This window comes from Ruegeria sp. CG4 (assembly GCF_056537185.1).
Map to the genome: position 1 here is coordinate 389,056 of NZ_JBQFRB010000003.1, position 13,382 is coordinate 402,437.

The 13,382-nt window shown below is 58.2% G+C and carries 14 protein-coding genes and 1 riboswitch; of the genes, 10 read left to right on the plus strand and 4 right to left on the minus strand.

Features of this window, described 5'->3' with window-relative positions; genetic code table 11:
- Window positions 1-49 precede the first annotated feature (49 nt).
- Window positions 50-559, minus strand: a complete 510-nt coding sequence (fabA, locus tag ACR0J2_RS11335) for a bifunctional 3-hydroxydecanoyl-ACP dehydratase/trans-2-decenoyl-ACP isomerase (RefSeq protein ID WP_480812619.1) — start codon at window positions 557-559, stop codon at window positions 50-52.
- A 191-nt stretch (window positions 560-750) separates the two neighbouring features.
- On the opposite strand from fabA, the gene irrA reads away from it, so the two are divergent.
- Entirely contained in the window at window positions 751-1,170 is a 420-nt protein-coding gene (irrA, locus tag ACR0J2_RS11340) for an iron response transcriptional regulator IrrA (RefSeq protein ID WP_170619440.1), read from the plus strand.
- Between the two features lie 6 nt (window positions 1,171-1,176).
- Here the strand turns inward: irrA and ACR0J2_RS11345 are convergent, their stop codons facing one another.
- Window positions 1,177-2,067 carry a LysR family transcriptional regulator gene (locus tag ACR0J2_RS11345; protein ID WP_480812620.1) on the minus strand — a complete coding sequence of 297 codons (891 nt, stop codon included), beginning with the start codon at window positions 2,065-2,067 and terminating at the stop codon, window positions 1,177-1,179.
- 85 nt (window positions 2,068-2,152) lie between these two features.
- On the opposite strand from ACR0J2_RS11345, the gene ACR0J2_RS11350 reads away from it, so the two are divergent.
- Window positions 2,153-2,950, plus strand: coding sequence for a phytanoyl-CoA dioxygenase family protein (locus ACR0J2_RS11350; protein ID WP_170807692.1), 798 nt, complete (start codon window positions 2,153-2,155; stop codon window positions 2,948-2,950).
- 68 nt (window positions 2,951-3,018) lie between these two features.
- Here ACR0J2_RS11350 and ACR0J2_RS11355 read toward each other — a convergent pair whose 3' ends face one another.
- Entirely contained in the window at window positions 3,019-3,942 is a 924-nt protein-coding gene (locus ACR0J2_RS11355; RefSeq protein WP_480812621.1) for a glycosyltransferase family protein, read from the minus strand.
- A 60-nt stretch (window positions 3,943-4,002) separates the two neighbouring features.
- On the opposite strand from ACR0J2_RS11355, the gene miaB reads away from it, so the two are divergent.
- From miaB to trmB, 8 genes are all read left to right on the plus strand, one after another.
- On the plus strand, window positions 4,003-5,322 hold the full coding sequence (miaB, locus tag ACR0J2_RS11360; RefSeq protein ID WP_170678591.1) for a tRNA (N6-isopentenyl adenosine(37)-C2)-methylthiotransferase MiaB: 1,320 nt from the start codon (window positions 4,003-4,005) through the stop codon (window positions 5,320-5,322).
- A 181-nt stretch (window positions 5,323-5,503) separates the two neighbouring features.
- Window positions 5,504-6,268 (plus strand): outer membrane protein, encoded by a 765-nt coding sequence (locus ACR0J2_RS11365; protein ID WP_480524926.1) that lies wholly within the window; start codon window positions 5,504-5,506, stop codon window positions 6,266-6,268.
- Window positions 6,269-6,416: 148 nt separating this feature from the next.
- The gene (locus ACR0J2_RS11370; RefSeq protein WP_170678305.1) at window positions 6,417-7,439 is read left to right on the plus strand and encodes a PhoH family protein; all 1,023 of its coding nucleotides are present in this window, start codon (window positions 6,417-6,419) and stop codon (window positions 7,437-7,439) included.
- A 36-nt stretch (window positions 7,440-7,475) separates the two neighbouring features.
- Window positions 7,476-7,970 carry an rRNA maturation RNase YbeY gene (ybeY, locus tag ACR0J2_RS11375; protein ID WP_480812622.1) on the plus strand — a complete coding sequence of 165 codons (495 nt, stop codon included), beginning with the start codon at window positions 7,476-7,478 and terminating at the stop codon, window positions 7,968-7,970.
- Window positions 7,971-8,005: 35 nt separating this feature from the next.
- A complete protein-coding gene (locus ACR0J2_RS11380; RefSeq protein WP_170613450.1) occupies window positions 8,006-8,893 on the plus strand; it encodes a hemolysin family protein in 888 nt (295 codons plus the stop codon).
- Window positions 8,890-10,395 carry an apolipoprotein N-acyltransferase gene (gene lnt, locus ACR0J2_RS11385; protein ID WP_480812623.1) on the plus strand — a complete coding sequence of 502 codons (1,506 nt, stop codon included), beginning with the start codon at window positions 8,890-8,892 and terminating at the stop codon, window positions 10,393-10,395. The genes ACR0J2_RS11380 and lnt overlap by 4 nt, the downstream gene beginning before the upstream one ends.
- A 42-nt stretch (window positions 10,396-10,437) precedes the next feature.
- Window positions 10,438-10,486, plus strand: a riboswitch (SAM-SAH riboswitch).
- A gap of 5 nt (window positions 10,487-10,491) precedes the next feature.
- Entirely contained in the window at window positions 10,492-11,673 is a 1,182-nt protein-coding gene (gene metK / locus ACR0J2_RS11390) for a methionine adenosyltransferase (RefSeq protein ID WP_170807696.1), read from the plus strand.
- Window positions 11,674-11,803: 130 nt separating this feature from the next.
- Complete coding sequence (trmB, locus tag ACR0J2_RS11395; RefSeq protein WP_480812624.1) at window positions 11,804-12,511, plus strand: tRNA (guanine(46)-N(7))-methyltransferase TrmB; 708 nt, start codon at window positions 11,804-11,806, stop codon at window positions 12,509-12,511.
- A 3-nt stretch (window positions 12,512-12,514) separates the two neighbouring features.
- Here trmB and ACR0J2_RS11400 read toward each other — a convergent pair whose 3' ends face one another.
- Complete coding sequence (locus tag ACR0J2_RS11400) at window positions 12,515-13,324, minus strand: hypothetical protein (protein WP_480812625.1); 810 nt, start codon at window positions 13,322-13,324, stop codon at window positions 12,515-12,517.
- Window positions 13,325-13,382: the final 58 nt, after the last annotated feature.

Consider the following 13,382-nt stretch of genomic DNA (forward strand, 5'->3'; position numbering starts at 1 on the left):
ATGCGTACTCCTGTATTCCGTTCCTTGTTACCAGTCCGTCAGCCGGGGTTCAGCTTTCGGACAGCGCAACCTTCATGTCTTTGACCTGATAAATCACTTCGCCGTCGGCTTCGACCCGGCCATCCGCCACACCCATGGTCAGACGGCGGGTTTGCACGGCTTTGGTGAAATCCACGTAATATGTCAGCATCTTGCGGTCGGGGCGCACCATTCCGGTCAGCTTGACTTCGCCCACGCCCAATGCGTATCCGCGCCCCTGCCAGCCGCGCCAGCCCAGATTGAAGCCGGTCAGCTGCCACAGCCCGTCCAGACCCAGACAGCCTGGCATGATCGGGTTGCCGGGGAAATGGCAGTCAAAGAACCACAGGTCAGGATTGATGTCGAATTCTGCCACCACATGGCCTTTGCCATGTTCGCCGCCATCGTCGGAAATGTCGGTGATCCGGTCCATCATCAGCATCGGTGGGGCAGGTAATTGCGCGTTTCCGGGGCCGAATAATTCGCCACGGGCGCATTTCAGCAGATCATCCTTGTCAAAACTGCTCGGGAATTGGGCCATTCTGCCGCCTCTCCTGCCAGGGGTCCGTTCCTTATATCTGGCCTCGTCTAGCACCCGTTTGCAAGGGCCTGCAAGAGTTCTGGTCCATATCATGTCGCGCTCAGCCCATTCTTTGCGAATGAATTTCATTTGAAATTGTGGGGGCGAAGCACTTATATGTAAGTCAGCCAGAATTGCGGGTATCGGAAATCATGACACCTCAAAGCCAGAACAGAGCCACGACTTGGCTTGTAGACGCCGGATTGCGCCCGACGCGCCAGCGTGTTGCTTTGGCTGAGCTGCTTGTCGGGGACGGAAAACACCGTCACGTCACCGCCGAAAGCCTGTTTGATGCGGCGAAGAAAAATGGCGACGCCGTATCGCTGGCGACCGTGTACAACACGCTGCGCGCCTTTTGCGACGCCGGTGTTCTGCAGGAAATCACCGTGGACGGGTCAAAAAGCTATTTTGACACCAACACGCACGACCACCCGCACTTCTTCTGGGAAGACGAAGGCCGGCTGAGCGATGCGCCCTCGGATCAGTTGGTGATCCAGCGTCTTCCCGAAGCGCCTGAAGGGGTCGAGATCGCGTCGGTCGACGTTGTTATCCGCCTTCGCAAAACACAGTAACACCTCTCACCAGCCGAGTTCACCCAGAGCCTGTTCCGCCTTTTGAACATTGCTGTCCGCCGGACCGGTTCCGTGACGTGCCAGAACCACGGGTTCTGCCGCTTCCGGGTTGGATATCGGCCTACTGGTCAGCGGTCGCCCATCATAGCTGAAATGGCTGTGCGGGATGGCGTAGCTGATCGCGATTCCCTCACCGTGGGCGGCAAGGCTGCGCTGGATTTCCAGCGAGGCCGCGCGGTGCGCGACGGTGGGCGACAACCCGTTTTGCCGGAACAGGCCCAGCACATGCTGCGCCGACAAACCCTCCTGAGACAGGATTAGGGGGTGCGATTCCAATTCCTTCAGTGAAATTGTGTCGTTGCCCGTCAGAATATGCTCGGGCGGCATCACCGCGTGGGGGATGTTGTCGAACAGGATACGCCGCGAGAAACCGGCATCCATGCTCAGCCCATAGGTCAGGGCAATGTCAATGCGCCCATCTATCATTCCCGAAATCAGTCCCTCGAATCCGTCCACCTGATAAGTGATCGCGACGTCAGGCAGGGCATTCCGAAGAAGGTGCAAAGCCGGAGCCATCAGGAAAGGGGCCAGGTCCACGAAACACCCGATCCGCAGCGTCGCCGCGCCGGTGTTGGTCTGGTCCGACGATTCCAGCCGCGCGGCACGGTCCAGCAGCGCCTCAGCCTCGCCGATAAACCGGCGGCCCTGTGGCGTGACGGCCATCGCGGCGCCTCGTTTGCGGGCAAAAAGCGGATACCCCAATTGCGACTCGACCCGCGTCAGGGCGGTGGACAGCGCGGGTTGCGAGACATTGAGTTGCTGAGCCGCCGCAGACAGGCTGCCGTAGCGGCCGATTGCGCAGATATATTCATAATGTCGGAGCGTAACGTATAACATGCCCTTAATTCTAGGTTCGAAAGATATTATTTGAACAGAATTAATTTCCATGTGCAGATCGGGCAGGGAACGCACGGAGACCGAGATGACACACCCCCTTGTTACACAGGAAATGATTGACACCTTTCAGGAAGACGGCGTGGTCCTGATCAAAGGGCTATTTGCCGATCACGTGGAAGCTCTGCGCGACGGGGTGGCCGCAAACATGGCCGAGCCTGGACCGTATGCGTCCGACAACCATAAACAGGGCGAGACCGGACTGTTTTTTGACGATTACTGCAACTGGTCGCGAATCGGACAGTTTGAAGACGTGATCCGAAACTCTCCGGCTGCCGAGGTGGCTGCAGACCTGATGCAGTCGCGCAGTGTTCAGATGTTTCATGATCACGTGCTGGTCAAGGAACCTGGGACCTCGATGGCGACCCCATGGCACCAGGATGGTCCCTATTACTTTGTTGATGGCCAGCAAACGATCAGCTTCTGGTCGCCACTTGATCCGGTCAAGCAGGCAACCTTGCGCTGCGTTGCCGGGTCGCACCGGTGGGAAAAAGAAGTCCTGCCGACACGATGGGTTTCCGAGGAAGGGTTCTTTGCTGATGAAGGCCAGTACATCCCGGTGCCCGATCCGGATGCCGAAGGCATGCGGGTCGTCGAGTTCGAGATGGAGCCGGGAGATGCGGTCGCCTTCAACTACCGCACACTGCATGGTGCGCGGGGCAATCAGTCGGACAGCCGCCGCCGGGCGTTTTCGTTGCGGCTGGTCGGTGACGACGCACGCTATGTCGAGCGTCCGGGCCGGACTTCGCCCCCGTTTCCGGGGCATGACATGCAGCCGGGGCAACGTCTGCGCGAAGACTGGTTTCCGGTCTTGTTGCAGCGGTAGGGGACTCTGCCCCCATCGCCACAATGCCGCGCTTCCACTGCGGCATTTTCAAACAGACGAAAAGCTTGTCAGAACCATTGTCCCGATTCCATCAGGCCCAGATCGAGCAATTGCTGCGAGGTCCATTCAAACAGCACTGAATTCTGCCAGCGGAAGGTCGGGATATCGAATGTGGAACCGGCATTGCTTTTAAGGGCCTTGGCGGCACGGAAAGAACAGATCGCGGCCGTCAGGTTATGATGCCAGGGGCACGAATACGTGTTGTATTCCGCCTCGTTAAAGCTGTGGTCCGGCAGAAGCGTCAGGGTCTTTTTCGCCTTGAACAAGGAAATCCTGTCAATGCGGCGGCGTTCGTAGGGGATGTGATCCTCGAACCGCCACCGCAGGCCACCTGACATGTCCAGTTGGCGCTCAAGCGGATGTCCGTCAGCATCGTGGCGGGCGTGCGCGTAGTATCCGGTTCGGTCCAGCATGGCGTGATCGGGGGCGACACCGTTGGGATATACGGTCAGGTCCTCGGCATAAAGGTCGATCACGTGGCACAGCATCGCATTGCGTCGCTCTTCGGTATGGAACGTCAGCATTTCGCCGATGCTTCGGGTCTCGCAAAACGGAAAGAACAGGTACTCGGCGTTGTAGCAGTAGTACAGCCACAACCCCGGCGCGGCCTGGATGATCCGATTGAGGGCGTCAAAGACAACGGTTCTTGGCGCGCAGGTCTGATCTACCCGGTGAATGCGTTCGGACAGTTCCGGGTCCAGTTGAAACTCCGGCGGCATCAAAGCGATCAGGGATTTGAAGCCAAGGTTCAGATGGTGGCGGATGGTTCCGTCAAGTTCGACGTCGTCCTCGGCGATGATCAGGGCAATGGGTCCCTTGGCGAGGGCGGCGCTGCCGGACTGCAGAAAAGTGTCGAGGGTCTTGTAGTGCATCGCCTGTCTTGATCCGCCGTGCTGGAATTGCCGGCCAAAATCGGTTAATCGCGTCGGCATTGCAAGCGGCGTTCTATGGGTATAGACGACGCCGATCCCGCGAATGCAAAGGCCGTTTTCATGTCAGAACCCAAGAAGCTGTACATCAAGACCTATGGTTGCCAGATGAACGTCTACGACAGCGAGCGTATGGCCGAAACTCTGGGTGGGAAGGGCTATGTCGAAACCAAAAGCCCGGATGACGCGGATATGATCCTGCTGAACACCTGCCATATCCGGGAAAAAGCCGCCGAAAAGGTCTATTCCGAATTGGGCCGGTTCAAGGGGCTGAAGGCCGAAAAACCCGATCTCAAGATTGGCGTTGCGGGCTGTGTCGCTCAGGCCGAGGGTGAAGAGATCATGCGCCGCCAGCCTCTGGTCGATCTGGTTGTGGGGCCGCAAAGCTATCACCGCCTGCCCGAGATGGAGGCGAAGACCCGCGCGGGCGAAAAGGCGTTGGATACGGATTTTCCGGAAGAGGACAAGTTCGAGAAGCTCAAGAACCGTCCAAAGGCCAGCCGTGGCCCAACCGCATTTCTGACCGTTCAGGAAGGTTGCGACAAGTTCTGTGCCTTCTGCGTTGTTCCCTACACGCGGGGGGCCGAAGTCAGCCGGCCTGCCGACCGTATCATCCGCGAAGCGCAGGATCTGGTTGACCGCGGCGTGCGCGAAATCACCCTGCTGGGACAGAACGTCAATGCCTATCACGGTGCGGGCCCGAACGGGGATGTGTCGCTTGCCGGCCTGATCTGGGAGTTGAACAAGGTCGACGGGCTGGAGCGTATTCGCTTTACCACATCGCACCCCAATGACATGGCGGATGACCTGATCGAGGCGCATGGAACCTGCGAAAAGCTGATGCCGTATCTGCACCTGCCGGTGCAGTCGGGATCGGACAGAATCCTCAAGCGCATGAACCGCAGCCATACCGCCGAAAGCTATCTGCGCCTGATCGAACGTATCCGCGCTGCGCGGCCGGATATCGTCATGTCCGGCGATTTCATCGTGGGCTTTCCGGAGGAAACCGAACAGGATTTCCAGGAGACCATGGAACTGGTCGAGCAGGTCCGGTATGGATATGCCTATTCTTTCAAGTATTCGACGCGCCCCGGCACACCGGCCGCCGAGCGGCAACAGGTCGACCCGCAAGCGGCGGATGATCGTCTGCAGCGTCTGCAGGCGCTGATCACCCGCCATCAGCGCGAGATCCAGGATGACATGGTCGGCAGAAAAGTACGGGTTTTGTTTGAAAAACCAGGGCGTTTGCCGGGCCAGATGGTCGGAAAATCCGAGTATCTGCATTCGGTTCACGTTACGGGCACCGATATTGTGGCGGGCGATCTGAGGGACGTGCTGATCACCGAATCCGGCGCAAACTCGCTTGCGGGCGAACTGATCTGAGGCTGTCGTTATCCATGGCGCAGACACCATAACTGGTGTTTGTTTCCAAAATTTACCCTTGATTTATCGTTGCGAACTATGGTCGAGGAAACCCAGTCTTTCCTTGGGGCGGGTCCCACGCGCCTTTTTGGAGCGGATATGCGTTGGTCCGATGGTCCGTTCGGCGCAAAGGAGGGTACGAGTGAAAAAGCGAGCACATTCGGTTTCACCCAGGTTTTGGGCAGCATTGCCTTTGGCCCTTTTGATGGTGTTTCAAGCCGGTTCCAGCCCCGCCAGCGATCGCAACGGCGATGTTGCTGATGCTGAAGTGATCAGCGCAAAACGGTACGGCGATGATGTCAGCGCGTTCTACCTCGGGCTCAGCGCCGGATACGGGGGCGAGGGGGATGACAGGTTTGGCCTCAGAACTCCTGCTGGCACCACGACTGTCGGCGATCTCACCCTGAGCGGTTCTTATGGCGGAATTCGGGGCGGGTGGCGCGGCAGCCTGCCTATCAGCGGTCGGCGCAACTATGTCTACGGGTTAGAGCTTGGGTACGATTTCGGATCATTGGAAGACAGTGTTTCCACTCAAGTTGGGTCCGTTGCCGTCACGGGCAGCTCCGAAATTTCCGATATCCTGTCAGTCCGGTTTCGTAATGGCGTGACAAACCGGGGCGGAAATATTCTGTATTTTGTGTCCCTCGGGTACGTGCAGGGCGATGTGACCACCTCCAACAGCTTTGGCCCCGTATCCCGCATTCAGTCCTTTGAGGAAAGCGACCAGCGCGGCGGGTTCTCGGTCAGTGTCGGTGCAGAGCACTTCCTGTCCGATAACTGGTCGATTACCGGTGAATATGAATTTGTTCAGTTCCAGTCGAAAGACGTGACGTTCGACTCGGGCTTTTCCACAAAATCCACGCCCAAGTACCAGGGGCTTCGGTTCGGTCTGAATTACCGGTTCTGAGGGCGCATTCCACCAAACGCGACCCAAGGCGCAAGGGGACGGTCGGCGGCGCTTTTGCAATGCGTGGGGGAAAATTTGAAACTCTGTCTTGCGCCCGACAAGAATTGTTGTCTACGCTGATTTTGAAACGCCAAGACAGGAGAACGGATTGGCCATCGGTGCCCTGAACCCACCGCAAAATGACATGCCCCGTAACGAGGCGCTTGTTGAATTTCCCGACAACCGACTGTTGATTGATCTTTGCGGCGAATATGACCGCAATCTGGCCGATATCGAACAGAAGCTTTCTGTTCAGATCGTGCGCCGGGGAAATCAATTGGTCGTAATGGGCGATGAAGATGCGCAAAAGCAAGCCCTGGAGGTGCTGCAGGCCCTGTACACCCGGCTGGAGGGCGGGCGCGAGGTCATGCCGGCCGATGTCGACAGGGAACTGCGGATGGGCAATTCCGAGGCCGAGACCGGAACGCGCGACGGCGATCAGCTTGAAATGTTCAAAGGCGGCACTGTCGAGATCAAGACGCGCAAAAAGCTGGTCGAACCGCGCACTGATGCCCAAAAAGCCTATGTCCGCTCGTTGTTCAACAACGAACTGGCCTTTGGAATCGGGCCTGCGGGAACCGGCAAGACATACCTTGCTGTCGCCGCCGGGGTGTCGATGTTCATCGGTGGGCAGGTGGACCGGATCATCCTCAGCCGACCCGCAGTCGAGGCCGGTGAAAAGCTGGGCTATCTGCCGGGCGACATGAAGGACAAGGTAGATCCTTACATGCAGCCTCTGTACGACGCGCTGAATGATTTCCTGCCCGGCAAGCAACTGGCCAAGCTGATCGAGGAAAAGCGAATCGAAATCGCACCGCTGGCGTTCATGCGGGGGCGTACCTTGGCCAATGCCTTTGTAGTGCTGGACGAGGCGCAAAACGCGACCACCATGCAGATGAAGATGTTTTTGACCCGACTGGGCGAAGGCAGCCGCATGGTTATCACCGGGGACCGGTCTCAGGTGGACCTGCCGCGCGGTGTTCAGTCGGGTTTGCGGGATGCGGAACGGCTGCTCAAGTCGATTCCCAACATCAGTTTCAACTATTTCACTTCCAAGGACGTTGTTCGCCACCCGCTTGTCGCCGCCATCATCGAAGCGTATGAGGCCGACGCGGGCCGGGACACAGAGTGACCTAGGCGCCCGCTGCACAGGCATTGGGTGAAAGGCATGAACCTGGAAATAACGGTCGAAGACGCACGCTGGTCAGGGCTGGAGCCTTTGGCCCAAAGGGCGATCATTGGCACTCTGACCCATTGCGGGCTTGAGTCCGATGAGTGTGAAATCAGCCTGCTGGGTTGTGATGACGCCCGAATTGCCGATCTGAATTCGGAATTTCGGGGAAAGCCGGTGCCGACAAACGTGCTGAGCTGGCCCGCCGAGGATCTTTCACCGGAGGACCCAGGCGGAATCCCCGCGAAACCAAGTCCGGACTTTACGGGTGAGATCGTGCTGGGGGATATCGCCATAGCCTTCGAGACCTGCGAGCGTGAGGCCGCAGAGGCGGGCAAATCCATGGGCGATCACGTGACACATCTGATCGTTCACGGTGTGTTGCATTTGCTGGGGTATGATCACATTCGTGACCCTGACGCCACTTTGATGGAGGCGGTCGAGGTCGAGATACTTGGCAAAATGGGTATTGATGACCCATATAATGTATAAATGGGGCCTCGGGCCCGCACAGTTGGAACAGGATAATGGGCGATACAGACGGCAGTTCTATGGCGGCGCAAAGCGCGCAACCAGAGGATGGCAACATTGAAAGTAAAGATAAATCCGGACTTTTTTCCCGGATCGTTGATGCATTTACATCGCAGAGTGACGACACCGCTAGCGTGGCCAACGGACATGACACCGACATGATTCAGCCCCGCGGCATGATCAACCTTCGCCGTATGCGAGTCGAGGATGTTGCAATCCCGTCGGCGGATATCGTCGCGGTCCCGTCAACGATCAGCAAGGATGAACTGGCGCAGCTGTTTCGTGACAGCGGCTTGTCACGGATACCGGTTTACGACGGGACCCTGGATACGCCCTTGGGGTTTGTGCACCTCAAGGATTTTGCTCTGACCCACGGGTTCAATGGCGGATCGGCTGAATTTGACCTTGTTTCGATGCTGCGCACGCTTCTTTTTGTGCCGCCATCGATGCCGATCGGTGTTCTGCTGACAAAGATGCAGACAGAAAGACGCCATATGGCGCTGGTGATCGACGAATACGGTGGGGTTGATGGCCTGCTGACCATCGAAGACCTGATCGAACAGGTTGTGGGTGAGATCGCCGACGAACATGATGCCGATGAAAGCCAGTTGTGGGTTCAGGAGAAGCCCGGCTGCTATGTCGTTCAGGCCAAAGTCCCGCTTGAGGATTTCGAGGCCGAAATCGGACGCTCGCTGACCAGCCACGAAGATGTCGATGAAGAAGAGATCGATACGCTGGGTGGTCTTGTCTTCATGTTGTCCGGGCGTGTACCGACGAGGGGAGAGGTCGTACTGCACCCCGAAGGCCCCGAATTCGAAGTCATCGACGCCGATCCCCGGCGCATCAAGCGTTTGCGTGTCATGTTGCCGGATCAGGTTGCATGAACCCTGCCAAAGGCTGGCCCTTCCTTTTGAGGGTGGTGCTGGCCGGGTTGCTTGGGGCGCTGGCCGCGTTTGGCCTGGCGCCGTTCGGATATTGGCTGGCAACTCTGGTTGCCCTGATATTGATCGCGCCTTTGTTTCTGACAACAGAAACAAAGGCGCGCGCCTGTTGGATGGGATGGGCCTTTGGCACCGGCTATTTCGCGCACGCGCTGTCCTGGATTGTCGAGCCGTTTCAGGTTGACGCCGCGAGCCACGCCTGGATGGCGCCCTTTGCGCTGGTATTCCTGGCCGGCGGGCTGGCGTTGTTCTGGGCTTTGGCGTTTCGTGTCTCGCGGCACCCCGGCGCTCCGGCGATTATGCAGGCGTGTTTGCTGGCGACCGCAATTTCATTGGTGGAACTGGCACGCGGATATGTGCTCACAGGTTTTCCGTGGGCGGGGCTGGCGCAGATCTGGGTCGGTACACCTGTGGCGCAACTGCTGTCGCTGATCGGGCCTTACGGCTTGGGCGCGATGACTCTTTTTGCCACCCTGCCTTTGGGCGCGGGCCTGGCCAAGCGCGAAGACACTCGGGACCTGGCAGTGCCAATCGCGATGACGGCTGGGCTTGCGATTCTGGCCGGGGTATATGCGCTCAGCAGGCCCAATGTGACTGACACCGATCACGTCGTGCGTTTGGTGCAGCCCAATGCACCGCAACACCAGAAATGGGATCCGGATTTCACGCAGCTGTTTTTTGCGCGGCAGGTAGAATTTACCGCCGCTGAACCGCGCCCCGATCTGATTGTCTGGCCCGAAACATCCGTACCGGCGTGGCTGAGCGGGGCGCAACCTTATCTGAACGCCGTCGCAGATGCCGCCCAGGGTGTCCCGGTTGTTCTGGGTATCCAGCGCAGTGATGGTGCCCTTATCTACAATTCCATGATCTTGCTGGATCAGGATGGCCAGCAGCAGGGGTTGTATGACAAGCATCACCTTGCGCCATTCGGGGAATATGTGCCTTTCGGGAATCTGATGGCTCGTTTCGGAATTTACGGCATGGCCACGACTACGGGCAACGGTTTCAGTTCCGGACCCGGGCCAGCCCTGATGGATACGGGCATGCTCGGCCGGGCGTTGCCGCTTATCTGTTACGAGGCGGTGTTTACTCAGGACGTCCTGTCGGCCCCCGGGCGCGCGGATTACCTGCTGCAAATCACCAACGACGCGTGGTTCGGAACACGATCCGGACCTTACCAGCATCTGGCGCAGGCCCAGATGCGCGCGATTGAGACGGGCCTGCCGATGATGCGGTCAGCCAACACCGGAGTATCGGCCATGATTGACCCGCTGGGACGCATCACAAGCGCATTGCCCCTGGGGAAGGCAGGCTACGTGGATGCACGGCTACCGGCCCCCCTGACGGAAACTTTTTATTCGCGCATTGGGGATAGTCCGGTGCTTTTGGCTTTATTGGCCATGTTTTCGGTGTCCTGGCTGCTTGCCAGGCGGGCCGGATCATAAATGCGGATTGACCCTTCTGGCCGGGCGATTTATGCATCCTGATGCCTGTCACAACGGCTTCCTGGCGTGATGGGGAAATCTTAATGGAGCACTTTCATGTCCCGACAAAACTATACCTTTACTTCGGAGTCTGTTTCCGAAGGGCACCCGGACAAGGTCTGCGACCGCATCTCCGATGCTGTGCTTGATGCATTTCTGAACGAAGAACCCGAAGCGCGTGTCGCCTGCGAGACATTCGCGACGACCAATCGCGTTGTAATCGGAGGCGAGGTCGGTCTTTCAGATCAGGACCGTTTGCACGAATATATGGGCCGTATCGACGAGATCGCGCGCGCCTGCGTAAAGGATATCGGGTACGAGCAGGACAAGTTTCACCACGAAACGGTCGAAGTCACCAACCTGCTGCACGAACAATCCGCGCATATCGCACAAGGAGTGGATGCGTCGGGCAACAAGGATGAAGGCGCCGGTGATCAGGGGATCATGTTCGGTTATGCCACCACCGAAACGCCTGCGCTGATGCCTGCACCGATCCAGTACTCGCACGCGATCCTGCGTCGTCTTGCGGAGGTTCGCAAAAATGGCACCGAGCCTGCGCTTGGGCCGGATGCAAAATCACAACTGTCGGTGATTTATCGCGACGGCCAGCCGGTCGGCGTCAGTTCCATCGTATTGTCGACACAGCACCTGGACGAGGCGCTGTCTTCGAACGACATCCGCGCCATTGTCGAACCTTACATCCGGGAAACCCTGCCCGAAGGCTGGTTGTCGGCTGACACAGAATGGCACGTTAACCCCACGGGTAAATTCGTCATTGGCGGACCGGACGGTGATGCGGGGCTGACGGGTCGCAAGATTATTGTGGACACCTATGGCGGCGCCGCGCCGCATGGGGGCGGGGCGTTTTCGGGCAAGGATCCGACCAAGGTCGACCGCTCGGCAGCCTATGCCGCGCGCTATCTGGCCAAAAACGTCGTTGCCGCCGGAATGGCCGAGCGCTGCACAATCCAGTTGAGCTATGCGATCGGTGTTTCAAAACCCCTGTCTATCTATGCCGATACTCACGGCACTGGCGAGATCGAGGATGCAGTGATCGAAAATGCCGTCGGGCAGGTCATGGACCTGACGCCACGCGGTATCCGGACGCATCTGGAACTGAACAAACCGATCTACCAGCGCACCGCGGCCTACGGTCATTTCGGGCGCGAGCCGGAAGCGGATGGCGGTTTCAGTTGGGAGCGCACCGACCTGGTGGATGCGCTGAAAGCCGCGGTCTGACCGGAGATTACTGAGGGACGCGCCCATCAGGGCGCGTTCTTTTTTGTTTGAAGACACCTCGGGGGTGTAGGGTCTGGCCTTCGCCCTCTGACCCTTGCAATGCCCGGGCACGGGCAGTATGGGCACGGCCATGAGCACCGAGACCCCGCAACGCCCGCGCAGAAACTTCTATGGCCGCTTCAAGGGCAAGACCCTGAAGCCCAGCCAAAAGACCTATCTGAATGAAGACCTCGCAGCATTGTCACCTGGTGCGGTTGACTGGGACACCAACCCCGAACGGAACCCTCTGGACTTGCAGGCGCTGTTTGGCGGCCGGGATGTCTGGCTAGAAGTCGGATTTGGCGGCGGTGAACACTTGGTTCATCAGGCCCAAAACAACCCCGGTGTCGGCATCATCGGGGCCGAACCCTACATTAACGGCGTTGCCATGCTGTTGGGGAAAATTCGCCGGGCCGAAGTTGAGAATCTCGCGATCCATCCCGGCGATGCGCGTGATCTGTTCGATGTGCTGCCCGAGGCAAGCATCTCGCGCGCCTTTCTGCTTTACCCGGACCCGTGGCCGAAAACCCGGCACCATCGTCGCCGCTTCGTCACGCATGAACATCTGGAACCCTTGGCGCGCACCCTCAAGCCGGGGTCGATTTTTCGCGTGGCGACTGACATTCCGGACTATGTGCGGCAGACACTCGAGGAAGTTCCGCGCGCCGGTTTCGAATGGCTGGCGGAACGCCCGCAGGACTGGCGTATGCCATGGGACGACTGGATTTCCACCCGGTATGAACAAAAAGCCCTGCGCGAGGGGCGTACACCGCATTATTTGACGTTCCGCAAGACCTGAGCGCTAAGGCGCGGGGTCCCGCAGGTTGGGAAAGGCCCTGCCTTTGGCAAACCACGCCAGCCCGAACGCCCAAAGCGCGATGGATTCCACAAAGAAGGTCAGATTGTGGGACTTCCACCCTCTCTGGGCGCCTTCGCCGGAAAACGCGACGATTCCCAGCACCAGAACACACAACAGGATCGTGATGCCGCACAACGTATACAACGTGTTGCGTCGTCTTTTTGTCTCGATCAATTGACCGTTTTTGATGTGACGCTCGGGAACCACGCGGCGCAGAACAAACAGACAATAAAGGCCCAGATAGATAAACAAGATACCGGCAGACCAGGCATGCAAATGCGGGGCACCGGAAAACAGCGTGAAAAATGCTTCGGGATCGGGGTCAGACAAGACCGGTGGCGGTGTTTGGTTCACATCGGCAAAAATACGCGACTGGAAGCTGACCCGTTCTTCGCAGCCAGACCCGCTTGTCGGGAATACCGCAACAAAGCAGGCACCTAATCCGGCAATAAAGGACCCAAGATCCTCAAGCCAGTGGTCACCGGTATAAGCGATCAGAAAACCACCGATGAATATCAGTAATCCGACAAAAATCGCCCCCAGAAACTGGGCGTAATAAAAGTGGCTGATGCTGTCACGAAAACAGCTGCCGCCAAATATTGCGCCACTGGCAAGAATTATTGGCAGGCCGAAGGCGACCAACCCGACCAGAAAGGCCAGGCGCATCTGCAGAACACTGTCAGTCTTCAAGGGGTCTTCGGGCTGAAAGTAGGTTTCGGTTCCCTTGGAAAGCATGGATCGAAGTTGTGACATGATTAGACCTCGGAGTGATTTGTGTGAATCAAAACGAATGCGTCCTAAATGTCGCCAT

Bases quoted from the DNA above. Each gene is read 5' to 3' on its own strand.
- ybeY (WP_480812622.1), top strand. From the start codon at position 7,476: ATGAACCTGGAAATAACGGTCGAAGACGCACGCTGGTCAGGGCTGGAG.
- irrA (WP_170619440.1), top strand. From the start codon at position 751: ATGACACCTCAAAGCCAGAACAGAGCCACGACTTGGCTTGTAGACGCC.
- ACR0J2_RS11355 (WP_480812621.1), bottom strand. From the start codon at position 3,942: ATGCCGACGCGATTAACCGATTTTGGCCGGCAATTCCAGCACGGCGGA.
- ACR0J2_RS11380 (WP_170613450.1), top strand. From the start codon at position 8,006: ATGGGCGATACAGACGGCAGTTCTATGGCGGCGCAAAGCGCGCAACCA.
- miaB (WP_170678591.1), top strand. From the start codon at position 4,003: ATGTCAGAACCCAAGAAGCTGTACATCAAGACCTATGGTTGCCAGATG.
- trmB (WP_480812624.1), top strand. From the start codon at position 11,804: ATGAGCACCGAGACCCCGCAACGCCCGCGCAGAAACTTCTATGGCCGC.
- fabA (WP_480812619.1), bottom strand. From the start codon at position 559: ATGGCCCAATTCCCGAGCAGTTTTGACAAGGATGATCTGCTGAAATGC.
- ACR0J2_RS11345 (WP_480812620.1), bottom strand. From the start codon at position 2,067: ATGTTATACGTTACGCTCCGACATTATGAATATATCTGCGCAATCGGC.
- lnt (WP_480812623.1), top strand. From the start codon at position 8,890: ATGAACCCTGCCAAAGGCTGGCCCTTCCTTTTGAGGGTGGTGCTGGCC.
- ACR0J2_RS11400 (WP_480812625.1), bottom strand. From the start codon at position 13,324: ATGTCACAACTTCGATCCATGCTTTCCAAGGGAACCGAAACCTACTTT.
- ACR0J2_RS11350 (WP_170807692.1), top strand. From the start codon at position 2,153: ATGACACACCCCCTTGTTACACAGGAAATGATTGACACCTTTCAGGAA.
- metK (WP_170807696.1), top strand. From the start codon at position 10,492: ATGTCCCGACAAAACTATACCTTTACTTCGGAGTCTGTTTCCGAAGGG.